The following is a 26,609-nucleotide window of genomic DNA, read 5'->3' on the forward strand; positions in this document are numbered from 1 at the left end:
GCCGAGGCACCGCGTGCGCCCTTCTGACTCCCTCTCAAGGCCGGCGCGCAGCATGGCCTTCGGCGGAAACCTGTGGCGCCTGGGTCTGCCCCGCCTCGCGCTCCAGCAGATCGCGCAGGCGCTGCGCATCCAGCGGCCGGCTGAGCAGGAACCCTTGCAGTTCGTGGCATTGCTCGTCGCGCAGGATGTGCATCTGCCCTTCGGTCTCCACGCCCTCGGCGGTGACCCGCAGGTTCAGGGCGTTGCCGAGATTGATGATGGCCTGCACGATCGAACGGTCGCGCCCGGTCTTCTCCATGCTGGCGACGAAGCGCTTGTCGATCTTGATGCTGTCGAAGGGATAGGTGCGCAGGTAGCCGAGCGAGGAATAGCCGGTACCGAAGTCGTCCATGTTGAGGCGGACGCCCAGCTCCTTGAGGGCCGTCATGGTCCGCAGCGCGCCATCGACATCGTTGAGCATGACGTTCTCGGTCACCTCCAGCTCCAGCCGGCGAGCATCCAGGCGGGCCAGGCGCAGGGCCTCGCGCACCTGCCAGACGATATCGCCGGTCATGAACTGCGCCGGCGACACGTTCACCGAGACCATCACCTCGCCTGGCCAGCTGGCGGCGGTGGCGCAGGCCTCGCGCAGCACCCAGTTGCCGATCTGCACGATCAGGTCGCTTTCTTCCGCCAGGCCGATGAACTCGTCCGGGCCGATCAGCCCGCGGCGCGGATGGTTCCAGCGGATCAACGCCTCCGCCGAGGCGATCGTCTGTTCCTGCGCCAGGAAACGCGGCTGGTAGTACAACTCGAACTCGCCGTTCTGCAAGGCGGCGCGCAACTCGGTCTCGCGCAGCTTCTTCTCGGCGAGATGGGAGTCCATCGCTTCCAAGTAGAAACGCCAGGTATTGCGCCCCGCGGCCTTGGCCTCGTACATCGCCACGTCGGCGCAACGCAGCAGGCCCCGCGGATCGCCGCCGTGCTCCGGCGCCAGGGCCACGCCGATGCTGGCGCCGACATGGAAGCTGTGCCCTTCGTAGGCGACCTCGCGGTTGATCACGTCGATCAGCCGGCTACAGAACTTCTCGATTTCCAGCTTCGACGACACGTGGGTACTGACCACCACGAACTCGTCGCCGCCGAGCCGGGCAACCATGTCCTGGTCGCGGGTCGAGGCGCGCAGCCGTTCGGCGATGGCGTAGAGCACCGCATCGCCGGCGGGATGGCCGTGCTGGTCGTTGATCGGCTTGAAGCGGTCGAGGTCGAGCATCAGTACCGCTACCGGCGACTTGCCAGCCTTTTCCGCCAGCAGGCGTTCGAGGAACTGGAACAGCTTGTTGCGGTTCGGCAGGCCGGTCAGGGCATCGTGCAGGGACAGATGCTGGATCTTCGCATGGGCTTCGACCTCGTCGGTGATGTCGGCCGCCGTGCCGCGATAGCCGCTGGCGACGCCGTTGCGGATCGCGCTGGCGCTCAGCTTGCCGACCCGCGCCTGGCCCTGGCTGTCGCGGAAAGCGCAGACCAGGCTGGACGGCGCACCGGCATCGGGCAGCCCTTCCAGCCACTTGACGATGTTCACCGTATCGCTATCCAGCAACTCGTCCAGCCGCCGCCCGATCCAGGCCTCCGGCTGGTAGCCGGTGACGTCGCGGAAGCGCACGGAGAGATAGGTGAAGACGAAATGCCCGTCGACTTCCCAGATCCAGTCCGAGGCCGCCTCGGCTATCGACTTGAAACGTTCCTCGCTGGCCAGCAGGGCCTGGTTGCTGCGTTTCAGGACCTTCTGCTGGCGATCCACCGCGCGGGCGTTGAGCACGGCGCTGCGGCTCAGCCAGAACAGCAGCCCGGCGGCGAGCACGAAGATTCCCAGCAGCGGCAACGCGGTCTCCCGCAGCATGGCGCTACCCGGACGCGACGACACCCAGGCCAGGCGATGGGGAGTGCCCTCCAGGGCAAGGCTTTCCTTGTCGCCCGCCGCGCCGCCGGCCAGCAGGTGCAGGTTGGCGATGCCGTAGTCGCCGCCGAGCTTGGCCAGCTTCGCCGGGGTCAGCCGGTCGACGAAGACCATCACCGAGGCCTTGGCCAGGTCGATGGGCGCATGATCGCTGGTGGGCTTGATCGCCGAGGCAACCAGGATCGCCGGTGCGCCGTCGAAGTCGACGTAGCGGCTGATCGCCGCTTCGTCCACCGCGGCACGGCGTGCGGAGCGGAGGATGTCCCCGGTGTCGGCGTTCAGCGAGTCGGCCAGCGAGCGTTCGGAAAGCTCGCCCTCGAGCATGGCGTAGCGAGTGCCACGGTCGTCGATGACGAAGACGCCGTCGTAGCCGTTGGTGGTGTAGAGCACCGAGCCGAGGTTGTTCTTGGTGAAGGCCCAGTCCACGTCGACCCGGTTTCCCAGATAGACGTAAGCATCGGTCCAGAACGAATAGGTGGTGGAGAACTGCTCGGAATTTTCCCGGCGATTCTGCAGCGCCTTTTCCACGTAGAAATGGCTCTGCTCGATGGCGATGTCGTCCTGGTGCCTGGCGATGTGCAGGATCGCCCAGCCGCATGCACCGAGGGCGAGGAAAAGGGCGGCCAGGAACATTAGGAGATGCTTGGAGACCTGGGAGACTGCGGTACCGCTGGCAATCGCTGAAGCAAGCATCGATTCGCCATCCTTGTGACCGTATAGGTGCGGGCCTTGGTCACTGTCTTATAGTTAAGCATCCAGGGGGCGTCAAAAACCCCGCTTGGCAAGCGCATCGGCGCCGAAGATGCGGCTGCCGCTCCCGCAAAGGCGCGCGCCGCCGCTGGCCTCGGCGGCGCGCGGCGGCTCTCAGCGGCCCTGCCTGGCGACGATCGCCTCGGCCACGCTGGCCGGTACCTCGGCATAGCGAACGAACTCCATCGAGTAGCTCGCGCGCCCCTGGGACATCGAGCGCACGTCGGTGGCATAGCCGAACATTTCGCCCAGCGGGACCTCGGCACGGATCACCTTGCCCGCCGGGGTATCCTCCATGCCCTGGATCAGGCCACGCCGGCGGTTGAGGTCGCCCATCACATCGCCCATGTAGTCCTCCGGGGTCACCACCTCGACCTTCATCACCGGCTCCAGGAGCACCGCTCCGCCCTTCTGCGAGAGTTGCTTGGTGGCCATCGAGGCGGCGATCTTGAACGCCATCTCGCTGGAGTCGACGTCATGGTAGGAGCCGTCGTACACCGTCGCCTTCAGGCCGATCAGCGGGTAGCCGGCGAGCACGCCGTTCTGCATCTGGTCCTCGATGCCCTTCTGGATCGCCGGGATGAATTCGCGGGGAATCACCCCGCCGACCACCTCGTTGTGGAACTCCAGGCCTTCCTGCCCCTCATCGGCCGGAGCGAAGCGGATCCAGCAATGGCCGAACTGGCCGCGGCCGCCGGACTGGCGGACGAACTTGCCCTCGATCTCGCAGGTGTTGCGGATGGTCTCGCGATAGGCCACCTGCGGCTTGCCGATATTGGCTTCGACGCCGAACTCGCGGCGCATGCGGTCGACGATGATGTCCAGGTGCAACTCGCCCATCCCGGAAATGATGGTTTGCGCGGTCTCCTCGTCGGTCTTCACCCGGAACGACGGGTCTTCCTGGGCCAGCTTGCTCAGGGCGATGCCCATCTTCTCCTGGTCGGCCTTGGTCTTCGGTTCCACCGCCACCGAGATCACCGGATCGGGGAAGTCCATGCGTTCGAGGATGATCGGCTTGTCGATGGCGCACAGGGTGTCGCCGGTGGTCACGTCCTTCATGCCGATCAGCGCGGCGATGTCGCCGGCGCGCACCTCCTTGATCTCGTCGCGCTGGTTGGCGTGCATCTGCACCATCCGCCCGACCCGCTCCTTCTTGCCTTTCACCGAGTTGAGCACCGCGTCGCCGGAAGTCAGCACCCCGGAATACACGCGGGCGAAGGTCAGGGTGCCGACGAAGGGGTCGGTGGCGATCTTGAACGCCAGCGCCGAGAAAGGCTCGTCGTCGTCCGCATGGCGCTCGTCGTGCTTCTCTTCGTCGTCCGGGTCGGTGCCCCTGATCGCCGGGATTTCCGACGGAGCCGGGAGATAGTCGATCACCGCGTCGAGCACCAGCGGCACGCCCTTGTTCTTGAACGAGGAGCCGAGCACCGCCGGTACGATCTGGTTGGCCAGGGTCCGCTGGCGCAGCCCGGCCTTGATCTCCTCGATGCTCAGTTCCTCGCCTTCCAGATACTTGTTCATCAGTTCGTCGTTGGCCTCGGCAGCGGCCTCGACCATGTGCGCCCGCCACTCCTCGGCCAGCGCCCGCAGCTCCGCCGGGATCTCCTCCTCGCGGTAGCTGGTGCCCTGGTCGGCATCGTTCCAGTAGATGGCCTTCATCTTCACCAGGTCGATCTGCCCGCTGAAGTTTTCCTCCGAGCCGATCGCCAGTTGGATCGGCACCGGGACATGGCCCAGGCGTTGCTTGATCTGCGCGACCACGCGGAGGAAATCGGCGCCCTGGCGATCCATTTTGTTGACGTAGGCCAGGCGCGGCACATGGTACTTGTTGGCCTGGCGCCAGACCGTCTCGGACTGCGGCTCGACTCCGTCGGCGCCGCTGAACACCACCACCGCGCCATCGAGCACGCGCAGCGAGCGCTCCACCTCGATGGTGAAGTCGACGTGGCCGGGGGTGTCGATGATGTTGAAGCGATAGCGGTGCGGGAACTGCTTGGTCGAGCCCTGCCAGAAGGCCGTGGTCGCCGCCGAGGTGATGGTGATGCCGCGCTCCTGCTCCTGGACCATCCAGTCCATGGTCGCCGCGCCGTCATGGACCTCGCCCATCTTGTGGTTGACGCCGGTGTAGAAGAGGATCCGCTCGGTCGTCGTGGTCTTGCCGGCGTCGACGTGGGCGACGATGCCGATGTTGCGATAAAGCTCGATGGGAGTGGTGCGAGCCATGATCTGCCCCTTGGGTGCTGCCCTGGATGATGGGAACGACTGCTGAAAGAAAAATGTAGCTGAAGAAAGGACGCCGCAGCACCGCCGCGACGCCTGCTTTTCGACCTCGGCAGAGGGGACTGGTTCTGCCGCTCCGGCCCGCCGACGAAAGGCGCGACGGCAGGGCTTGTTCCCAGCGGACATAAACTCATGGCGCAAAGGTCTAAGCCGTCCCTGGAAAATCCCCCGGCTCGACGGACATCCCTGGACACACCGGAACAAGGGATGCCCCGACCATGCACCGATCGCTCCACACCGACGCGCCGCTGGGCGCCGCCCTGCTGCTGGCCCTGCAGCTCGCTCCCGGCAGCGCCGCCGCGGCGGAGGAACAGGCGCCTGTCGACCCGCCCACGGTCCAGTTGCAACGAATCGAGGTGACCGGCAGCGCGATCCGCCGGGTCGATGCGGAAACCGCGGTGCCGATCAGCGTCCTGCGCGCCGAGGAGCTGCGCCAACAGGGCGTGACCAGCACCGAGGAACTGATCGGCCGGCTTTCCGGCAACCAGGGCGTATACAACTCCAGTCGCTCGGTCGGCAGCGCCACCGGCGGCGCCTCGTTCGCCGACCTGCGCGGAATCGGCGCGAACAAGACCCTGGTGCTGCTCAACGGCCGGCGCCTGGCGAACAATGCCATCGACGGCTCCGCGGTGGATCTCAACACCATTCCCTTCGCCGCCATCGACCGGGTCGAGGTGCTGCGCGACGGCGCCTCCGCGCTGTACGGCACCGATGCCATCGGCGGGGTGATCAACTTCATCACCCGCAAGAGCCTGAACGAAGGCCGCTTCGACAGCGGCTACGCCTCCCCCACCCACGACGGCGGCGGCAACCAGCGCAACGTCAGCGCTAGCTGGGGCTTCGGCGAGCTGGAGGAGGATCGCTTCAATGTCTTCGCGGTGGCCAACTACGACAAGCAGGAGCGCCTCGGCGCCAAGGACCGCGGCTACACCTACAACTACCAGCCGGGACGCGGCCTCGACTACAGTTCCGGAACCGCCTTCCCCGGCAACTGGAGCCAGGGCGCCAACGCCAGCAATCCGCTGGCCGCCGGCGGTTGCAAGGGCGCCGACCTGATTCCGCGCAACGGCATCTGCCGGCAGAGCCTGTGGCGCTACCTCGACCTGGTGCCGGAAACCGAGAAGACCTCGGTGTTCAGCCGCGCCACCGGCAAGCTGGCCGACGAGCACAACGTCAGCCTGGAGTACTTCTGGTCGCGCAACGACAACGCTACCCAGGTCGGCCCAGGGACCCTCACCGGCCTGCAGATCGATCCCGGCACCGCCTTCTATCCCGGCAACGGCATCACTCCCGGACCCGGCGGCTTCGTCCTCGACCCGAGCCGGCCGGTGGAGGTCAACTGGCGACAGAGCGTGCTCGGGCCGCGCCTGCAATCCTCGCAGAACACCGGCCAGCGCCTGCTGCTCGGCTTCGACGGCCAGTTCGCCGGCTGGGACTACGATATCGGCGCCTCGTACAACCAGAACAAGGTGGTCGACCATATCCACAGCGGCTACGTCGATGATCGCGCCGCCGCCCTCGGCATCGCCAACGGGACGCTGAACCCGTTCGGGCCGCAGACCGACGCCGGCCTCGCCTACCTCGGCAGCCATGCCCTGAGCGGCGACTTCCGTACCTCGGTCGGCCGCGTCAAGGGCCTGGACGCCCGCGCCAGCCGGGAGATCGGCGACTGGTTCGGCGCCGGGCCGGCGGCCCTGGCGCTGGGCGGCGAGTTCCGCAAGGAAGCGTTCCACCAGGACATCCAGGACTTCGCCGGCAACGTGCAGAGCCTCGGCGTCGATCCCGCCGCCACGGTCAGCGGCGAGCGCAACCTGAAGGCGCAGTACGCCGAACTCAACGTGCCGGTGCTGGACAGCCTGGAACTCAGCGCGGCGATCCGCCACGACAAGTACAGCGACTTCGGCAGCACCAGCAACCCGAAATATTCGTTCCGCTTCCAGCCGTTCCGCCAGTTGGTCCTGCGCGGCGCCTACAGCGAAGGTTTCCGTGCGCCGTCGCTGTACGAACTGTACAACCCGACCTTCACCACCTATACCAGCGCCAACTACGACGACCCGCGCCTGTGCGCCGGCGGCCAGCCGAGCCAGGGCGGCATCGCCAACCGCGACTGCGCCCAGCAGTTCTACAACGCCACCGGCGGCAATACCGACCTGCGACCGGAAACCGCGCGCAACGTTACCCTGGGCCTGGTCTACCAGCCGCTGCGCGACCTTTCCGTCGGCCTGGACTTCTGGTGGATCAGGATCGCCAACCAGATCGCCGAGTTTCCCGAAGCGGCGATCTTCGCCGACCCGCAGGCCTACGCCGGACGCATCGTGCGCAAGGCCGACGGCTCGATCGATCACGTCGTCACCGGACTGGCCAACCTCGGCAAGGTAAAGACCAGCGGCGTCGACCTGAGCCTCGATTATCGTTTCCCGGCCAGCCGCTACGGGCAGTTCGGGCTCGACCTGCAAGGCACCTACGTGTCCCGCTACGACTTCCAGCAGCAGATCGGCGGCCAGTACCTGGACAACGTCGGCGACTTCCAGGGCGTCGGCGTGATCGCCCGCTGGAAGCACGTCGCCAACGCCACCTGGAGCCGCGACGCCTGGCAGGCCACCCTGAGCAACCGCTACACCAGCGGCTACAACGACTACGACCGCGCCAGCCACGGCAAGGTCGGCTCGTGGAACCTCTGGGACCTGGCCGGCAGCTACCGCCTCAGCCACGCGCTGGGGCTGACCCTCGGGGTGAAGAACCTGTTCGACCGCGAACCGCCGTTCAGCAACCAGACCTACACCTTCCAGAGCGGCTACGACCCGCGCTACACCGATCCCTACGGGCGCATCCTGTTCGGCCGCCTCAGCTACAGCTTCTGATGCCGGCGCGGGCGCCCGGCCGGTATGGCCGGCAAGCCCGTCGACGGCTGTCCAGCTACCAGATCCGGTAGCCCTGCCAGATTTCGCAGGCGACCAGATCTGGCAGGTTGTTGGGCTCCCGGTGCCATGCAACCTATTACGCCTCTCGCCCCCCACCCGTTCGCGCAAGAGGACACCGCATGATCATTCTCGGGATCACCAACAACGACCTGGCCGGCGCCTGCCTGGTGCGCGACGGCGGGATCGTCGCCGCCGCCAGCGAGGAGCGCTTCACCCGCCAGAAGGACCACAAGGCCTGGCCGAGCCGCTCCATCGACTATGTGCTCGGCGAGGCCGGCATCGACCTGGCCGACATCGACCGCATCGCCTACGGCTGGAACGCCGGGTTCGACGCCGGGCGGCACCTCGACCTCTATCTGGACCGGGTCCTCGAGGAAGCCCGCGAGCGTCCCGAGGGCCTGCCGCACCTGCGCAAGCGGATCGCCGACGAAATGGCCAACGACAAGGCCAAGCGCGGCGAATTCGATGCCTTCGTCCGCGCCAACGGCCTGCGCGGCAAGGTCGAGTACATCGACCATCACGAATGCCACGCCCTCGGCGCGTTCGTCTGCTCGCCGTTCGACGAGGCGCTGACCCTCACCTGCGACGGCCGCGGCGACTTCCAGTCGCTCACCGTCACCCACTACCGCGCCGACGGCGGCGAGACGGTCCTGCAACGCGAGACCAGCGTCGACAGCCTGGGCTACTTCTACGGGCGCATCACCCGCCTGCTCGGCTTCAAGCCGAACCGCCACGAAGGCAAGATCACCGGCCTGGCGGCGTTCGGCGACGCGGAAAAGCTGCTGCCGCTGATGAACGACATGATCCGCCTGGAGAACGGCCGCCTGCGCGCCCGCTGCGGCGAACTGTACCTGCCCTCCTACGACGGCTACAGCGATCCGCTGCTGCAACGCTGCGCGGCGGAACGCCCGGCGGATGTCGCCGCCGCCGCGCAACGGCACTCCGAAGACCTGCTGGTGGCCATCGCCCGGGAGCACGTGGCGCGCACCGGCTGCGCCAACCTGTGCCTGGCCGGCGGGGTGTTCGGCAACGTCAAGCTGAACCAGCGCCTGCGCGAGATCCCCGGGGTCCGCGATGTCTACGTGCTGCCCTGCATGGGCGACGGCGGCCTGGCCCTGGCCGCGGCGGTGGCGGTGGCCTATCGCGAGAACGGTACGCGCTTCCCGGCGCCGAGCATGGCCCTCGGGCCGGACGCGCGCAGCGCCGCGCAGAATGCCGAGCTGATCGCCAGCCAGTACCCGCAACTGGCCTACAGCCGGCCGGCCAACCTGATCGAGACGCTGGTCGAAGCGCTGCGGGAAAACCAGGTGCTGGGCATGTTCAAGGGCCGCATGGAGTTCGGCCCGCGCGCCTTGTGCAACCGCAGCATCGTCTACCATCCCGGCGATGCCAGCGCCAACGACTGGCTCAATCAGCGCATGGAACGCACCGAGTTCATGCCATTCGCCCCGGTCACCGCGGTAGAACACGCCGAGGCTTGCTACGTTGGCTGGCGTGAAGACCAGGTGGCGGCCGACTACATGACCATGACCTACGACTGCCATGCGGATTTCCGCGCGCGCTGCCCGGCGGTGGTGCATGTCGACGGCACCGCGCGGCCGCAGATCATCCGGCCGCAGGCCGATCCGTTCATGCACGCCCTGCTGCATGCCTGGCATGCCCGCAGCGGCCAGCCGGCACTGATCAACACCTCCTTCAACCGCCACGAGGAACCGATCGTCTGCGCCCCGCAGGACGCCCTCGGCGCGCTGGAGGACGGCATGGTCGACCTGGTGGTGCTGGGCGAGTCCCTGCTGGTCTGGCGCAAGGGCGAGAACGCCTTCGCCAGGGCGCGCTTCGAGTGAGGCGCAAACCGCAGCGAACCGGCACGGCGACGCGGGAACCGGCATGTACCTGATCTTTTCCGGCTACTTCGCCGCCGAGGGGCTGATCTATCCGTTCTGGCCGACCTGGCTGGCCAGCCTGGGCTTCGGCGCCAGCCAGATCGGCCTGTTGATCGCCGCGGCCTACTGGCCGCAGGTGATCGCCGGGGTGGCGCTGACCTACGTGGCCGACTGGCGCATCGACCAGTTGCGCCTGGCGACCCTGCTGGCGGCCCTGGCCGGCGCCTGCGCCCTGCTGTTCCAGCTGGCCGAGGGCCTGCCCCTGTTCATCGCCCTGAGCGTGCTCTACGGCGCGTTCTGGACCAGCGTGCTGCCGCTCACCGAATCCTACCTGCTCAAGCGCGACAAGGCCGCCCTGCAGAACTACGGGCGGGTACGCGCAGTCGGTTCGCTGGCCTTCATCCTCACCGCGACCCTGGGCGGCCTGCTGCTCGGTCGGTTCGGCCAGCAACTGGTGCCCGCCCTGGTCGGCCTGACGATGCTGCTCACCGCGCTGGCCTGCCTGTTCCTCCGTCGCCGCAGCCTGCGCCGTCCGGACTCGCCGCTGCCGGGCGCCAGGCGCCGTCCCGACCTGCGCGGGATCCTCCGGCAACGCCCCCTGCTGCTGGCCATCGCCGCGGCGGGAATGATCCAGCTGAGCCACTCGCTGTACTTCACCACCGCCTCGCTGGGCTGGCAGACGCTGGGCTACTCGTCGTTCTCGGTCGGCGCCTTCTGGGGCCTGGCGGTGATCGCCGAGATCAGCTTCTTCGCCGTCTCCAACCGCATCCTGGACCGCCACCCGGCGCTCCAGGTGATGCTCTTCTCCAGCCTTTGCGCGGCGCTGCGCTGGGGCCTGCTGGCCGGCAGCGAACACCTCGCCGCGATCCTCCTCGGCCAGTGCCTGCACGCCCTCAGCTTCGCCGCCTACCACGCCGCGGTGATGCGTTACATCCGCGACCACGCGCCGGAAAGCGCGCGGGTACTGACCCAGGGGATCTACTACTCTCTGGCGGTAGCGCTGCCCATGGGCCTCGCCAGTCCGGCCGCCGGCTGGCTGTACGAAGGCCTGCCGCAGTGGTCCTATCTGATCATGGCGCTGTTCGCCCTCGGCGGCGCGGTCCTGGTCTGGCTTGCCCTACAGAGTGCCCGAGATGCATCGACTAGCGTTTTCAGCCGTTCTGTTTGACATGGACGGCGTCCTGATCAGCTCCCGCGAAGCCATCGCCGCGGCCTGGAGCCGGGTCGCCGGCGAACAGGGCGTGGCGCTCGGCCCGGACTGCCTGCGCGACCACGTGCACGGTCGCCCGGGCGGCTACACCCTGGACTATCTGTTCGGCCACCTGCCGATGGAGCGCCGGCGGATCCTCAAGCAACGGGTCGATGCGCTGGAGGAAGGCGCCGACTGTCCCCTGCTGCCCGGCGTCGCCGCGGTGATCCGCCAGCTGCGTTGGCTGGACGTGCCCTTGGCGCTGGTCACCAGCAGTTGGCCGGCACGCATCGACCACGTGCTGCGCCAGCACGACCTGCAGGCGGCGTTCCGCACCCTGGTCAGCCGCGACGACGTGGTCCACGGCAAGCCGGCTCCGGATGGCTATCGCCTGGCCGCGGCCAGGCTCGGCGTGGCACCGTCGCGCTGCCTGGTGTTCGAAGACTCCCTCAGCGGCGTGCAGGCCGCCTGTGCCGCCGGCGCGACCTGCGTGGCGATCGGCGAGGAGAGCGGCCTGCTCGCCGCCGGCGCGCGCTGGTCGGTCCGGGATTTCCGCGAGCTACGGATCGTCCGCGAAGACGACCGGCTGTACTGCCAGCATCGGCACCCCGCCACGACCGGCAGCGAGAGGAGCGTTGGCGTCCCATGAGCCCGACCCTGCAAGATGCCCGGCTGCTCTGGGACTTCCTCGGCCAGGGCCGCTGCCATGTGCCCTGCGAACTGCTGGTGGTATGCGGCTCCTACGACCTGCGGGTCTGCGACCACGCCTGCGAACTGCTCGAACGCGGCCTCGCCGAACGCCTGCTGTTCACCGGCAACACCGGGCACTGGACGCGCCATCTCTGGGTCGAGCCGGAAGCCGAGCTGTTCGCCCGCCACGCCAGGGCGCGCGGGGTAAGCGACAGCCTCATCGTGATCGAGCCGCGGGCGACCAACTTCGCCGAGAACATCGCCTTCGCCCGCGAGCTGTTCCCCGACCTGCGCCGCGCGACCTTCGTCACCAAGCCCAACTCGATCCGCCGCGTGGCGCTGACCCTGCCGGTCCGCTGGCCGGGTCTGGAGGGACACGTGGATGCGCCCGACTACGCATTTCCCGACGGCATCTCGAACCTGGTCGGCGTACTCGGGGTGATCGACGAGATGGTCGGCGACCTTGACCGCATCATGCGTTACCCGGCGCTGGGCTTCCAGGTCGCCTGCCCGATCCCGGCGCAGGTCATGGACGCCTGGGAACGCCTGGTGGCGCGCGGTTTCGACCGCCACCTGGTGAACCCGCCGCGCTGAGCTGACAGCACTGTAATCTTCCCCACAGCTTGCCGACAGGCGCGTGCCGCTAGGGTGTCCGCATCGCCGCACCGCCCTGGCGGGGCCGCGACCTCCCGGCTGCGCAGGCTCGCGCAGTCCGTCCTGCCACCTGCGTGGAAACCAGCGGATGCACAGAACTTCGCGACGCACCTTCGTCAAAGGCCTCGCCGCCACCGGTCTGCTCGGCGGACTGGGTCTCTGGCGCGCCCCGGCCTGGGCCCTGGCCGGGCCGGGCCAGCAGAACCTGCTCGCCGGCGACAGTTTCGACCTGTTCATCGGCGAGACCCCGGTGAACCTCAGCGGCTCGCCGGCCACCGCCATGACCATCAACGGTTCGCTGCCCGGCCCGACCCTGCGCTGGCGCGAAGGCGACAACGTGACCCTGCGGGTGCGCAACCGCCTCGCCGAGGACACCTCGATCCACTGGCACGGCATCATCCTGCCGGCCAACATGGATGGCGTGCCGGGCCTCAGCTTCGAGGGCATCGCTCCCGGCGGTCTCTACGAATACCGCTTCAAGGTCCGGCAGAACGGCACCTACTGGTACCACAGCCACTCGGGGCTACAGGAGCAGGCCGGGGTCTACGGCGCCCTGGTGATCGACGCCCGCGAGCCGGAACCGTTCAGCTACGACCGCGACTACGTGGTGCTGCTCAGCGACTGGTCGGACGAGAAGCCGCAGCGCATCCTCGCCAAGCTGAAGAAGCAGTCCGACTACTACAACTTCCACAAGCGCACCGTCGGCGACTTCATCGACGACGTCAGCGCCAACGGCTGGGCCGCGACCCTGGCCGACCGCAAGATGTGGGCCGAGATGAAGATGAGTCCCACCGATCTCGCCGACGTCAGCGGCTACACCTATACCTACCTGCTCAACGGACAGCCGCCGGACGGCAACTGGACCGGCCTGTTCCGCCCCGGCGAAAAGCTCCGCCTACGCTTCGTCAACGCCTCGGCGATGAGCTATTTCGACGTCCGCATTCCCGGCCTGAAGATGACCGTGGTGGCCGCCGACGGACAGCACGTCGAGCCGGTCAGCGTCGACGAGTTGCGCATCGCCGTGGCCGAGACCTACGACGTGATCGTCGAACCGGGCGGCGAGCGCGCCTATACCCTCTTCGCCCAGTCCATGGACCGCAGCGGCTACGCCCGCGGCACCCTGGCGCTGGCCGAAGGGCTTAGCGCGCCGGTGCCGACGCCCGATCCGCGCCCGCTGATCGGCATGGACGACATGGGCATGGGCGGCATGGACCACGGCGCCATGGGGCATGGCGCGGCGACGAGGCCCGCCAGCGAGATGGACCATTCGAAGATGTCGGGCATGGACATGAATGGCATGGACCATTCGAAGATGGCCGGCATGGACATGAACGGCATGGACCACTCCAAGATGGCCGGCATGGACCACTCCAGGATGGGCATGGACACCATGCCGATGCAGTCCCATCCGGCTTCGGAGGACGGCAACCCGCTGGTCGACATGCAGACCATGACGCCGACACCGAAGCTCGCCGACCCCGGCCTCGGCCTGCGCGACAACGGGCGGCGGGTGCTGACCTACGCCGACCTGCGCAGCCGCTTCGCCGACCCGGACGGCCGCGAACCGGGGCGCACCATCGAGCTGCACCTGACCGGGCACATGGAGAAGTTCGCCTGGTCCTTCGACGGCATCAAGTTCTCCGACGCCGAGCCGCTGCGCCTGACCTACGGCGAGCGCCTGCGGATCGTCCTGGTCAACGACACCATGATGACCCACCCGATCCACCTGCACGGCATGTGGAGCGACCTGGAGGACGAGCAAGGCAACTTCCTGGTGCGCAAGCACACCATCGACATGCCGCCGGGCACCCGCCGCAGCTACCGGGTCACCGCCGACGCCCTGGGACGCTGGGCCTATCACTGCCACCTGCTGTTCCACATGGAGATGGGCATGTTCCGCGAAGTGCGGGTAGACGAAGGAGACAACGCATGAGCCGCCAGCCGAAACCCGCCCGCCTGGCCGGCGGTGCCCTCGCCCTGGGTCTGCTGCTGGGCCTGCCGAATCCCGTCGAGGCCGCGCGGGACAATGGCATGGACCACTCGGCCATGGACCACGGCGCGATGCCTGGCATGGACCACGGCCAGAGGACCTCCGCCCCGGCGAAACCCATGGACCACCAGGGGATGGGGCATGGCCGGATGCCGGGGATGGACCACGGCGCCGCATCGCCCGCCCCGGCACAGCCCATGGAGCACCAGGGAATGGACCATGGCCGGATGCCGGGGATGAGCCGCGCTGCGCGGCAACCTCCGGCGCAGGCCGCGCCCAGCCAGAGCCGTACGCCGATCCCGGTGCCGACCGAGGCCGACCGCCGTGCCGCCTTTCCGCCGCTGGAGGGGCACAAGGTGCACGACAGCGCGCTGAACAGCTTCTTCCTGCTCGACCAGTTGGAATACCAGGACGCCGACGACGGCAGCGCGCTGGCCTGGGACGCCAGCGGCTGGATCGGCGGCGACATCAACCGCCTGTGGCTGCGCAGCGAAGGCGAACGGCTCGACGGCAAGACCGAGGACGCCGAGGTCCAGGCGCTGTTCGGGCACGCCATCGGTCCCTGGTGGGACCTGGTCGCCGGCGTGCGCCAGGATTTCAAGCCCGGCTCGCCGCAGACCTGGGCGGCGTTCGGCGTGCAGGGCCTGGCGCTCTACGACTTCGAGGCGGAAGTCACCGCCTTCCTCGGCGAGAACGGCCAGAGCGCGCTGCGCCTGGAGGGCGAGTACGACATCCTGTTGACCAACCGGCTGATCCTCCAGCCCAGCGCCGAGGTCAACCTGTACGGCAGGAACGATCCCGCCCGCGGCATCGGTTCGGGCCTTGCCGATAGCGAGCTGGGCCTGCGCCTGCGCTACGAGATCCGTCGCGAGTTCGCGCCCTACATCGGGGTGACCTGGAACCGCTCCTACGGCAACAGCGCCGACCTGGCCCGCGCCGAGGGCGAGGACGACGACGAGGCGCGCTTCGTCGCCGGTATCCGCATGTGGTTCTGAACGCGATCGCGGCCAGCCGCTAGCGGTAGCCGTCGAGCAACGGCGAATCGTCGATGAGGTCGCAGCGTTCCAGCGCTGGCAGGTTGCACGGCCGGTAGTCGGGGCATTCGTCCAGCCGCCGCTGCACCGAACCGTGCAGCTTGACCCGGGTTTCCTGCCCGACCGGTTCCAGCGGCCGCGAGCGCGGCCGGCCACGCGACCAGCGCCAGGCGCGGTTGCCGCTGCGGCGGTCCCAGACCAGCAGCGGCAGCCACTCGGCCAGGCGCCAGGGCCGGGTCATCACCGGCAGGATCGGCGCGGTCGGGTCCGGGCCCTGCTTCGAACGTGCGCGCAACTGGTCGCGGCTGCGCGCCGGGTCGACATGCAGGCCGGCCTCCAGCGCCTCGCCGAGCATCCAGGTAAAGGCCACCAGAGCCAGCCGCGAGTCCTTCGGCGCATAGCCACCGCCGACATCGGAGTGCATGCCGGGGAACCACACCTGCAACACGTCGGACTTGCGGTCCTTCTCGCCGAACCAGAGGTTCTGCCGGAAGAAGCAGCGGCATTCGTCGATGGCCAGGGCCTGGCGGACCACGTCGACCATTTCGTTGTTCGAGGAATACGGCACGGTCAGCGGGTCGTAGACCCAGCCCACCGAGGTCACGGTGTCGAACAGGCCGAGGAAGTGCACCTTCACCTGCCGGCCGAAGACCTTGCGGAAGCGTCCCAGCAGGCCGAAGTCCGGTCCGCGGCGACGCGTGCCGGCCCGCTTGTCTTCGTCGCGGGGCGGCATGCGGGTGGTGAGCAGGGTCCAGGCGTAGTCGAAGAGGTGCGGCTGGTGCGCATCGATCAGGCCCACCGCGCGCAGCATCGCGGCCAGCACCCGCACCGCGTAGGCCCCGCGGGAAAAGCCGAAGAGGAATATCTGGTCGCCGGGCCGGTAGTGCTCGGCGAGGAAGCGATAGGCGCCCTCGACGTTGCGCTTGAGCCCCCAGCCGAAGGCCAGGCCGGCGATCCGCGAGGGAAACTTCTGCCACTCGAACAGGGTTTCCTTCAGGCCGAAGGTGCCGACGCCTTGGTCGTAGTAGGCCAGCACCCTGCGCGGATCGCGCGACAGCGAGCGGTACAGGCGCACCACGTTGGTCGGCTGGTCGCCGAAGCGGTTCGAGGTTCCGTCGATGCAGACCACCAACTGGCGCGGCGCGTCGTTGTCCTGGGCGCTGCCGGCAGGCGGCAAGGCGGAATCGGGGGAGAGATCGTCCATTGGGCTCACGCAGGCAAAGCCTGACTTCCGTCGGCGGTGGATGGGAATGGCGACGCATGATACCCAACCTGGATGATCCGCCAAGCGCACATTGCCGGGAAATGGCGGCAAAGACGAAAAGCCCCTGGAGCCGCAGGGCGAATAACCGCTTCGCGGTTATCCGCAGCCCCTGGCTTCGGCGAGGGCGGGTCGAGCCGGCCGCTCAGCCTGCCCTGGATACCCCGAGGAACGGCTGCCACGCCGGCGCGCCACTATCCGCCGCGGCCTTGAGGGCGGCCACCGCCGCGTCGACGTCGGCCTCGCGGGTGTAGCGACCGAGGCTCAGGCGCACGCTGCGGCCAGCGCTGGCGGCATCGTGGCCGAGGGCGAGAAGCACGTGGGACGGCGCCGGCCGCGCCGAGTTGCAGGCCGAGGTGCTGGACACCGCCAGGCTGGACTCCAGTGCCTGGGGGACAAAGGCCGGGTTGTCGAAGGTCAGGTTCAGGGTATGCGCGATGCGTGCGTCGGCGCTGCCGTTCAGGCGCCAGCCGTCGATCTGCGCCAGCCCCTCCAGCAGACGCCGCTGGAGTCCGGCGATGCGCCTGCCCTCCTCCTCGAAAAGCTCGCCGGCGAGGGCGAAGGCCTCGCCCATACCGACGATCTGGTGGGTCGCCAGGGTCCCGGAACGCAGGCCCTGCTCGTGTCCGCCGCCGTGGATCTGCGCCTTCAGCCGCCGCTCGGCGCGCGGCCCGACGTACAACGCGCCGATGCCCTTGGGCCCGTAGGTCTTGTGTGCGGAGAACGACATCAGGTCCACCGCCAGGCGGCCCAGGTCGATCGCCACCTTGCCGCTGGCCTGCGCCGCGTCGACGTGGAACAGCGCGCCGCGCTCGCGCACCCGTTCGCCGATGGCGGCGATGTCGGTCAGGGTGCCGAGTTCGTTGTTGACCCGCATCAGCGACACCAGGCGGGTATCGGCGCGCCAGGCCGCCTCCACCTGTTCCGGCCGGATCAGGCCATCGATGCCGGGCGCCAGCCAGGTCACGCTCCAGCCGTCCTCGGCGAGTTGCTGCACGGTGTCCAGCACCGCCTTGTGCTCCAGGCGACTGGTGATCAGGTGGCCGGGTGCGTCCAGCGCCTGGGCCACGCCCTTGAGGGCCAGGTTGTTGGATTCGGTGGCGCCGGAAGTCCAGACGATCTGCCCGGCGCTGGCGCCGACCAGCGCGGCCACCTGCTCCCTGGCCCGCTCCACTGCCCGCCGCGCCTGGCGGCCGTAGGCATGGGAATTCGACGCGGGATTGCCAAAACACGCCTGGTAACCGAGACACTCCACCATGGCCCGGATCACGCGCTCGTCCACGGGCGTGGTGGCGGCGTAATCGAAGTACAACGGTAACGAACTCATCGCATTCCCCCAATCGATCGGACGGACCCGGAAGCCGACATGGCTCCTTGTCCCTGACGGGCCCGCAGGCCGATCTTAAGAAAAGCGCCGGGGCGTCTGGAAAGAACCTTTCGGAACATCCTTAGAGTCAGCATGGTTTCCCGCCTCAGATTCCCAGCCCGGCCACCCGCAGATGCTCTTCCAGGCGCAGCGCGGGTATCGCTCCGAGCAACTCGCGGGTATAGGGGTGGCGCGGCTGGCTGAACAGCGCAGCGGCGCTGCCCTGCTCCACCACCCGGCCGTCCTTGAGCACCAGGATGTCGTGGGCCAGGGCGCGTACCACGGCCAGGTCGTGGCTGATGAACAGGTAGCTCAGCCCGTGGCGACGCTGCAACCGACGCAGCAGCTCGACCACCTGGCACTGCACGCTACGGTCGAGCGCCGAGGTCGGTTCGTCGAGCAGGATCAGCGCCGGCTTCAGCACCAGCGCGCGGGCGATGGCGATGCGCTGGCGCTGGCCGCCGGAAAACTCGTGGGGATAGCGTTCCAGGCAAGGCTCGTCGAGACCGACCTCGCGCAGTGCCTCCAGCACCCGCGCGCGGCGTTCGCCGGCATCGCCGATGCCATGGATACGCAGGCCTTCGCCGACGATCTGTTCCACGCTAAGGCGCGGGTTGAGGCTGCCGTAGGGGTCCTGGAACACCGCCTGGAACTGCCGGCGCAATGGCAACAGGCGCTTGCCGTGCAGCCGGTCGAGGCGCTCGCCCTGGAACAGGATCTGCCCTTCGGCCGGCAACAGGCGCAGCAGCGCCTGGCCGAGGGAGGACTTGCCCGAACCGCTTTCGCCGACGATCCCCAGGGTGCTGCCACGGCGCAGCCGCAGGCTGACCTCGTGCACCGCGCGCAGTCCCGCGCGCCGGCGCAGCCAGCCGCCGGGCGCGGGGTAGTCGAGGCTCAGCGCGCGCACCTCCAGGCAGGTCTCGCGGCACGCCACCGGCTCCGCCAGCCCACCCGGCTCGGCCTCGATCAGCAGGCGCGTGTAGGGATGCCGGGGCGAGCGGAACAGCGTCTCGCAGGCGTTCTCCTCGACGATCTGGCCATCGCGCATCACGCAGACCCGATCGGCGACCCGGCGCACCAGGTTGAGGTCGTGGCTGATCAGCAGGATCGCCATGCCCAGCCGTCGCTGCAAGCTTTGCAGCAGCTCCAGGAGGCGTTTCTGCACGGTGACGTCGAGAGCTGTGGTCGGTTCGTCGGCGATCAGCAGTTGCGGCTCGCAAGCCAGCGCCATGGCCAGCATCACTCGCTGTCGCTGGCCGCCGGAGAGCTGGTGCGGATAGGCCTCGAGCAGGCGTCGCGGCTGCTCGAGGCCGGCCAGTTCGAGCAGTTCCAGTACCCGCCCGCGCAGCGCGGCGCCACGCAGGCGGCGATGCAGGCGCAGGCCCTCGCCGACCTGGCGGCCGATGCGCTGCAATGGATTGAGCGAGGTCATCGGCTCCTGGAACACCATGCCGATGCGCTGCCCACGAATCGCCAGCAATGCCTGCGGCGACAGGGCGAGCAGTTCCTCGCCGTCCAGGCGCACGCTGCCGCCCAGGCGCGCCGCGCCCGGCAGCAGGCGCAGCAGGGCGTGGGCGGTCTGCGACTTGCCGGAGCCGGACTCGCCGACCAGGGCCAGGGTCTCGCCGGCGCGTAGGCTGAAGTCGATCCCCTTCACGACCTGCGTGTCGCCATAGGCGACGCTCAGGTTTTCCACTCGCAACAGTTCCCGGTTCATCTCATGTCCTCGGATCGAAGGCGTCGCGCACCGCTTCGCCGATGAACACCAGCAGGCTGAGCAAGGTCGCCAGGACCACGAACACGGTCAGCCCGAGCCAGGGCGCCTGGAGGTTGTCGCGGCCCTGCCCGACCAGTTCGCCAAGGCTCGGCGAGCCGGGCGGCAGGCCGAAACCGAGGAAGTCCAGGGCGGTCAGGGTGGTCACCGCGCCACAGAGCAGGAACGGCAGGAAGGTCAGGGTCGCGACCATGGCGTTGGGCAGGATGTGCCGGAACATCACCCCGGCGTCGCCGAGGCCGAGGGTTCGCGCCGCCTTGACGTACTCCAGGTGACGACCGCGCAGGAACTCGGCGCGAACCACGTCGACCAGGCTGGTCCAGGAGAACAGCAGCATGATCGCCAGCAGCCAGCCGACCCCGGGCTGCACCAGGCTGGCGAGGATGATCAGCAGGTAAAGCATCGGCAGACCCGACCAGACCTCGATGAAGCGCTGGCCGAACAGGTCGATCCAGCCGCCGTAGTAGCCCTGCACCGCGCCTGCGCAGATTCCCAGCAACGACGAGGCCAGGGTCAGGCCGAGGGCGAAGAGAATCGACAGGCGCAGGCCGTAGATCACCCGCGCGAGCACATCGCGGCCCTGGTCGTCGGTACCCAGCCAGTTCTCCGCCGAGGGCGGCGCCGGCGCCGGGCGCGCGTAGTTGATGCTGCGCGCGTCGAAGCGGATCGGCGGCCACAGCGCCCAGCCGTCGCGGGCGATGCGTTCGCTCATGAAGCGGCCGCGGTAGTCCGGCGGGAACGGCAGCTCGCCGCCGAAGGCGGTTTCCGGATAGTCCCGCAGCACCGGCAGGAACCACTGGCCACGGTATTCCAGCAGCAGCGGGCGGTCGTTGGCGATCAGCTCGGCGAACAGGCAGGTGACGAACAGCGCGAGGAACAGCAGCAGGGCCAGGCGCCCGCGGCGGTTGGCGCGGAACGCGGCGAGGCGGCGGCGGTGCAGCGGGGAAAGGACGATGGCCATCTCACTGTCTCCTCGCGGCGAAGTCGATGCGCGGGTCGACCAGGCTGTAGGCCAGGTCGCCGGCCAGCTTCACCAGCAACCCGAGCAGGGTGAAGATGAACAGGCTGCCGAACACCACCGGGTAGTCGCGGCCGAGCGCCGCTTCGTAGCCCATCAGGCCGAGGCCGTCGAGGGAGAACAGCACCTCGATCAGCAGCGACCCGGTGAAGAACACCGAGACCAGCGCCGCCGGCAGCCCGGCCACCACCAGCAACATGGCGTTGCGGAACACATGGCCGTAGAGCACCCGGCGCTCGCTGAGCCCTTTGGCGCGAGCGGTGGCGACGTACTGCCTGGATATCTCGTCGAGGAAGCTGTTCTTGGTCAGCAGGGTCAGGCTGGCGAAACCGCCGACCACCAGCGAACCCACCGGCAGCGCCAGGTGCCAGAGGTAATCGGCGAAGCGCGCCAGCGGGCCGAGGCGCTCGGCGCCCTCGGAAGCCAGGCCGCGCAGGGGGAACCAGTCCAGGTAGCTGCCGCCGGCGAACAGCACGATCAGGACGATGGCGAAGAGGAAGCCGGGCACCGCATAGCCGACCACCACCAGCGCGCTGCTCCACAGGTCGAAGGCGCTGCCGTGGCGCACCGCCTTGGCCACCCCCAGGGGAATCGACACCAGGTAGGTGATCAGTGTCGCCCACAAGCCCAGGGACAGCGAGACCGGCAGCTTCTCGGCGATCAAGTCGATGACCCGCGCGTCGCGGTAGAAGCTCTCGCCGAAATCCAGCCGGGCGTAGCTCGACAGCATCAGCCAGAGCCGTTGCAGCGGCGGCTTGTCGAAGCCGTACTGGCGCTCCAGGGCGGCCACCAGCTGCGGATCGATGCCGGTCTCGCCGTGGCGCTGCGGTTCCAGAGCGCCATGCCCACCCTCCCCGCCACGCCCCAGCGGACCGCCGCCGTCGACGCCCTGCAGGCGCGCGATGGCCTGATCCACCGGCCCGCCGGGTGCGGCCTGGACGATGGCGAAGTTGATCAGCAGGATGCCCAGCAGGGTCGGCAGGATCAGCGCCAGGCGGCGCAACAGGTAGCCGCCCATGTCACTGCGCCTCCCGGCTCGGCGCGGCCCGCTCGCGGACTTCCCACCAGGTGTTCAGCCCCAGGCTGTAGCGCGGCGCCTGCGGCGGTCGGCCGAAGCGATTCCAACTGGCGATCCAGACCTCGTCGGAATACCAGGTCGGGATCAGGTAGTAGCCCCATTGCAGCACCCGGTCGAGGGCGCGCACGGCGGTTTCCAGGGCGGCCCGCGAGTCGGCCTCGACCACCGCCTGGACCAGCCGGTCGATGGCCGGGTCCTTCAGGCCGATGCGGTTGTAGCCGCCGGGATCGGCGTAGCTGGAGGAATGCCAGAAGCTGTACTGCTCGTTGCCCGGCGAATTGGACTGGGAGAAGCTCGAAACGATCATGTCGTAGTCCCGCGCACGTATGCGCTCGATGTATTGCGAAGCGTCCACCTGGCGCAGGCGCATATCGATGCCGATCCGCGCCAGGTTGCGCTGGAACGGCAGCAGCGCGCGCTCCAGGCCCTTGCCCTGGAGCAGGAGGTCGAAGCGCAGCGGCCGTCCGGCGGTGTCCAGCAGGCGCCCGTCGACGGCATGCCAGCCGGCCTCGCCGAGCAGGCGGTAGGCCTGCACCAGGCGCTCGTGGATATCGCCGCTGCCGTCGTTCACCGGCGGAGCGTAGGCCTGGCCGAAGACCTCCTCGGGGATTTGCCCGCGCAGCGGCTCCAGCAAGGCCAGTTCGTCGGCGCCGGGCAGGCCGCGGGCGGCCATCTCCGAGTTGTCGAAATAGCTGCGCAGGCGCTTGTAGCGACCGCCGAAGAGCTGTCGGTTGGTCCATTCGAAGTCGAACAACAGGCTCAGCGCCTGGCGTACCCGGCGGTCCTCGAACAGCGGCCGGCGCAGGTTGAACACCAGGCCCTGGAGGCTGGCCGGGTACGGGTAGGGAAAGCTCTCCTGGCGCAACCGGCCATCGCGCAGGGCCGGCGAGTCGTAGCCGCTGCTCCAGGCCTTGACGCTGGTCTCGACATTGATGTCGGCCTGCCCGGCCTTGAACGCCTGCAAGGCCACGCCGCTGTCGCGGTAGTAGTCGAAACGGATCCGCTCGAAGTTGTACAGGCCACGCCCGACCGGCAGGTCGCGCGCCCACCAGTCGGGGTTGCGCCGGTAGCTCACCGAACGCCCCGCCTCGGCCTTCTCCAGCCGGTAAGGTCCGCTGCCCAGCGGCGGCTGCATGCTGCTGCGGTTGAAGTCGCGTCCCTGCCACCAATGCCTGGGCAGCACGTAGAGCTGGGCCAGCACCAGCGGCAGTTCGCGGTTGCCGGCATGACGGAAATCGAAGCGGATGCGCAGGCGATCCTCCACCACCGGCTCGCGGACCTCCTTGTAGTAGGCGCGCCAGAACGGGCTGCCCTGCTCGACCAGGCTATCGAAGGAAAACTTCACGTCCTCGGCGGTGACCGCCACGCCGTCGCTGAAGCGCGCCCGCGGATCGATATGGAAACGCACCCAGCTGTTGTCCGGGGCTTTCTCGATGTAGCGCGCCAGGTAGCCGTATTCGGTGAACGGCTCGTCCATTGACTGGAAGCCGAGGGTTTCGTAGATCAGCGCGGCCTGGGTCATGCTGATCGGCGTGCCGCGGTTGGCGAAGGGGTTCAGCGTGTCGAAGCTGCCGCTTTCCATCCGCCGCAGGCTGCCGCCCTTGGGCGCCTGCGGGTCGACGAAGTCGAAGTGCTGGAAACCCGGCGGATATTTCGCCGGCTCGTCGTAGAGCGTGATGGCATGGCGCGGCTCGCTGCGGGCCAGGCTGGCGAGCAGGCAGCAAGCGAAGACCAGGATGCGTCCGGGCATGGCTCAACCACCGAAGTGATAGCTGAAGTCCAGCCACCATTGGCGGCCCATGGCGTCGTAGTTGCCGGTGGGATAGTACGGCCAGCCATCGGAGTCGTCCTCCTTGATCTGGTCGAGCAGGTTGTTCACCGTCAGGCCGACGCTGGCGCGTTCGTTGAGCCGGTAGCGGGCGCTGGCGTTGAACACCGTCCACGGGCTCAGGCGCCCGCTGCCAGCGGCGTTGGTAACGCTGCCGTAGCGCACCGCGAAGAGCGTCGAGGTGAACTGTGCGTAGTCCCAGGTCAGGCTGGCGTTGAGTTTGCTGCGCCAGTCGTGGGAGTCGAGGCTGTCGCGCTGGTTCTCGCTGGGGTAGTCGTCGGACTGCTTGTAGTCGTGGGACAACACCAGGGTGTAGCCGAGGGTCGAGGAGAAGGCGCCGTAGTCACCGGCGCCCCAGCGGATGTTGCTGCGCAGGTCGATGCCGCTGGTGCGCTCCTTGGCCGCGTTGATGGCATTGACGTAGACCTTGTTCAGGCGATTCGGGTCGACGCTGGCGTCGCCGGCGTTGCGCTCGACCCGCGCCAGGGTGTCGCGGCACTGCGCCGAGGCCGGATCGAGCCCGCCGCTACGGCAGGCCGCCTCGTCGCGCAGCAGTTTGTCCGGATCGAGGGTGGTCAGCAGGTCATCGATCTGGATGTGGTAGTAGTCGGCGGAAAAGTCGAACCTGCTCGACGGCGACCAGACGAAGCCGTAGCTCCAGTAGCGCCCGCGCTCGGACTTCAGGTCGGGCGTGCCGCTCTGCACGTAGTCGACCCGGCCGTTCTTGCAGGCGCCGTCGACGCCTTTCTCGCAACCGTAGTAGTCCTTCTGCGCCGGGTAGTAGCCGTTGGCGTCGGCCTGGTAGATGTAGTTCAGGTCCGGCGCGCGGAAGCTGGTGCCGTAGCTGCCGCGTAGCAGCAGGCTGGTCAGCGGGCGCCACTCCAGCCCCAGGTTGTAGGTGGTCTGCTCCTCGGTGCGACCGCTGAACCTGTACTGGTCCCAGCGGCCGGCGGCGGACGCCAGCAGCGTGTCGTGCAGCGGGATGCTGAATTCGCCGCCGGCGGCGTAACGGTCGCGCGAGCCGCCGGAGCTGCTGGCCTTGGAGACGTTGTAGAGAGAGCCGTCGTTGTATTGCGAGTCGGGACGGATCCTGTAGCCCTGCTTGCCCACCTCCAGCACGCCGGCGAAGGCCACCGGGCCGGCCGGCAGGTCGAACAGCTCGCCGTTGCCGGTGAAGCTGTAGGTCTGCGAGTAGGACTCGCTGTGCTGGGTCACGTTGCGCCGCAGGCTGCGCCACTCTTCCTCGCTCAGCGGACGTCCGAGGCGCGCCGGATCGGGATCGTAGACCGGGTAGCCGTCGCGTTCGCCGAGCTTGCGGCCCAGGTACAGGTCGAGGATCCCGGCCGCCGGGGTGTAGCGGGTAGTGCGGTCGCTGCGGTACTCGGAGCGGGTCGCGGCCAGTTCGTATTCCCAGGAAGTATTGGCGACGCGGTCGCTGTAGCCGAGGGTGCCGGTCCAGGACACCTCGCGCCACTTGCTGTTGTTGCTGCTCTTGCCGCCGATCTCCTCGGGCGAGAACAGCCGGTACCAGCGCTCCAGGTCGCCGCTGGAGGCATTGATGAAGTCCGGCGAGGTGAAGGACGGCCCGCGGGTATTGTTCTGCAGGTGGTCGAAGCCGAACAGCAGGTCGGCGAACAGCTTGCCGCTGTCGCTCAGGTGCCAGGTGCCGCCGGCGTAGCCGTCGTAGTTTTCCTTCTTGGTCTGTAGGGTCCAGTAGTTGTTGTAGTACTGGTCGGTCATGCAGCGATAGCCACCCCTGGCGCCCGGCACCGGCGCCACGTTGCCGCCGAACAGGCCGCCGAGGCCGGCGCAGGAGGCGTCGCCGAGGTAGCGTCCGCTCTGCGGGTTCAGCCGGTAGCCGACGTTGTTGCCGTCCGGGTAGCTGTCCATGAAACCGCGCTGGTTGGCCCAGACCGGCTGGCGCTGCTCGACCTGCAGGCCGAACAGGCCTTCGAAGTCGCCCGTCGCGCCGCCGCCGACCAGTTGCAGGCGCTGGTTGTCGCCGCCGCCGCGCTCGGTGGTGCCGGCGCGCAGGTTGACGTCGACGCCATCGAATTTCTTCTTCAGGACGATATTGACCACCCCGGCGATGGCATCCGAGCCGTAGATCGCCGAGGCGCCGCCGCTGAGGATCTCGATGCGGTCGATCATGACCGCCGGGATGTTCGCCAGGTTGGTGAAGTTCACCGAGCCGCCATAGGCGGTCGGGTAGTCGGCGACGCGCCGGCCGTTGATCAGCACCAGCGTGTGGTTGGGGCCGAGATCGCGCAGGTTGAGGGCGTTGGCCGCCGGTTGCCAGGTGTTGCCGTAGTCCTCGCCCTGGGTCATGCCGGTGTTCTGGGTCTGCGTCTGCAAGGCCTCGAAGACGTTGCGGTAGCCACGGTTCTGGATTTCCTCGCTGCTGATCACCGTGACCGGCGACGGCCCTTCCTGCTGGGCGCGGGGAATCCGCGAGCCGGTCACCACCACCCGCTCCAGGGTCTGCTCCGCTTTCGCCGCCAGCGGCTGCACCTTCGCCGCCGGTACGGCCGCGCGCAGCGGCGCGGCGGAAATCACCGCGCCGCGCTCGGAACGGCGGAACTGCAGGCCGCTACCGCGCAGGGCCTGTTCCAGGGCCTGGTCGACACTCAGCGGACCGCGCACCGCCGGCGCCTGCCGGCCGCGCACCAGCGACTGCTCGAAGGAGATCAGCAAGCCGCTCTGTCGCGAGATGCCCAGCAGCACCTGGTCCAGCGGGCCGGCGGCGACGTCGAAGGTGAGCGCCTTGGCGGCGGGCGCGGGCGTCTCCGCACGTGCCTCCGGCGGCGCGGCCAGGGCCGCCGCGAGCAGCGCGGCCAGGGCCAGGCTGGAAGGCAGGCGTGTGGATGGAGCATGGTGCGGCATCGTTCGGTTCCCCCCGAAAACATGGTTTCCAGGGGATGAGCGATGAGCGCGGGAGATTTGCAGGGCAGGCTTGG

General features: G+C 68.5%; 16 protein-coding genes. 7 read left to right on the forward strand and 9 right to left on the reverse strand.

Annotated elements, in window-relative coordinates:
* Positions 1-34: 34 nt before the first annotated feature.
* The gene (locus tag FHW81_RS17960; RefSeq protein WP_003120255.1) at positions 35-2,629 is read right to left on the reverse strand and encodes a bifunctional diguanylate cyclase/phosphodiesterase; all 2,595 of its coding nucleotides are present in this window, start codon (positions 2,627-2,629) and stop codon (positions 35-37) included.
* Positions 2,630-2,800: 171 nt separating this feature from the next.
* On the reverse strand, positions 2,801-4,909 hold the full coding sequence (gene fusA, locus FHW81_RS17965; protein WP_010794118.1) for an elongation factor G: 2,109 nt from the start codon (positions 4,907-4,909) through the stop codon (positions 2,801-2,803).
* A 275-nt stretch (positions 4,910-5,184) separates the two neighbouring features.
* Between fusA and FHW81_RS17970 the strand changes: the two genes are divergently transcribed.
* The 7 genes from FHW81_RS17970 (at position 5,185) to FHW81_RS18000 (ending at position 15,288) form a co-directional block, all read left to right on the forward strand.
* Complete coding sequence (locus tag FHW81_RS17970; protein ID WP_003103655.1) at positions 5,185-7,827, forward strand: TonB-dependent receptor; 2,643 nt, start codon at positions 5,185-5,187, stop codon at positions 7,825-7,827.
* Between the two features lie 179 nt (positions 7,828-8,006).
* A complete protein-coding gene (locus FHW81_RS17975) occupies positions 8,007-9,731 on the forward strand; it encodes a carbamoyltransferase family protein (RefSeq protein WP_015648711.1) in 1,725 nt (574 codons plus the stop codon).
* 43 nt (positions 9,732-9,774) lie between these two features.
* Complete coding sequence (locus FHW81_RS17980; protein WP_003114866.1) at positions 9,775-10,938, forward strand: MFS transporter; 1,164 nt, start codon at positions 9,775-9,777, stop codon at positions 10,936-10,938.
* A gap of 1 nt (position 10,939) precedes the next feature.
* Positions 10,940-11,608 carry an HAD family hydrolase gene (locus FHW81_RS17985; protein WP_003103648.1) on the forward strand — a complete coding sequence of 223 codons (669 nt, stop codon included), beginning with the start codon at positions 10,940-10,942 and terminating at the stop codon, positions 11,606-11,608.
* Entirely contained in the window at positions 11,605-12,243 is a 639-nt protein-coding gene (locus FHW81_RS17990) for a YdcF family protein (RefSeq protein ID WP_003088740.1), read from the forward strand. Before FHW81_RS17985 ends, FHW81_RS17990 begins: the two co-directional genes overlap by 4 nt.
* Before the next feature lie 148 nt (positions 12,244-12,391).
* Complete coding sequence (locus FHW81_RS17995) at positions 12,392-14,236, forward strand: copper resistance system multicopper oxidase (RefSeq protein WP_003103645.1); 1,845 nt, start codon at positions 12,392-12,394, stop codon at positions 14,234-14,236.
* Positions 14,233-15,288: a copper resistance protein B gene (locus tag FHW81_RS18000; RefSeq protein WP_023110094.1), complete on the forward strand. Its 1,056-nt coding sequence runs from the start codon at positions 14,233-14,235 to the stop codon at positions 15,286-15,288. The genes FHW81_RS17995 and FHW81_RS18000 overlap by 4 nt, the downstream gene beginning before the upstream one ends.
* A 19-nt stretch (positions 15,289-15,307) precedes the next feature.
* On the opposite strand, the gene FHW81_RS18005 is transcribed toward FHW81_RS18000, so the two are convergent.
* From FHW81_RS18005 to FHW81_RS18035, 7 genes are all read right to left on the reverse strand, one after another.
* Positions 15,308-16,531, reverse strand: coding sequence for a DUF2235 domain-containing protein (locus FHW81_RS18005; RefSeq protein WP_033980852.1), 1,224 nt, complete (start codon positions 16,529-16,531; stop codon positions 15,308-15,310).
* Positions 16,532-16,733: 202 nt separating this feature from the next.
* Entirely contained in the window at positions 16,734-17,915 is a 1,182-nt protein-coding gene (locus FHW81_RS18010) for an aminotransferase class V-fold PLP-dependent enzyme (protein ID WP_010794113.1), read from the reverse strand.
* Positions 17,916-18,060: 145 nt separating this feature from the next.
* A complete protein-coding gene (locus FHW81_RS18015) occupies positions 18,061-19,671 on the reverse strand; it encodes an ABC transporter ATP-binding protein (protein WP_010792375.1) in 1,611 nt (536 codons plus the stop codon).
* A 1-nt stretch (position 19,672) separates the two neighbouring features.
* Positions 19,673-20,689 (reverse strand): ABC transporter permease, encoded by a 1,017-nt coding sequence (locus FHW81_RS18020; RefSeq protein WP_003162651.1) that lies wholly within the window; start codon positions 20,687-20,689, stop codon positions 19,673-19,675.
* Position 20,690: 1 nt separating this feature from the next.
* Positions 20,691-21,764 carry a microcin C ABC transporter permease YejB gene (locus tag FHW81_RS18025; protein ID WP_003160166.1) on the reverse strand — a complete coding sequence of 358 codons (1,074 nt, stop codon included), beginning with the start codon at positions 21,762-21,764 and terminating at the stop codon, positions 20,691-20,693.
* 1 nt (position 21,765) lies between these two features.
* A complete protein-coding gene (locus tag FHW81_RS18030) occupies positions 21,766-23,574 on the reverse strand; it encodes an extracellular solute-binding protein (protein WP_019395681.1) in 1,809 nt (602 codons plus the stop codon).
* 3 nt (positions 23,575-23,577) lie between these two features.
* Complete coding sequence (locus FHW81_RS18035; RefSeq protein ID WP_031673530.1) at positions 23,578-26,535, reverse strand: TonB-dependent receptor; 2,958 nt, start codon at positions 26,533-26,535, stop codon at positions 23,578-23,580.
* Between the last annotated feature and the right edge of the window lie 74 nt (positions 26,536-26,609).

This window comes from Pseudomonas sp. RC10-4-2, from assembly GCF_050433085.1.
Taxonomy (GTDB): Bacteria; Pseudomonadota; Gammaproteobacteria; order Pseudomonadales; family Pseudomonadaceae; genus Pseudomonas; species Pseudomonas aeruginosa.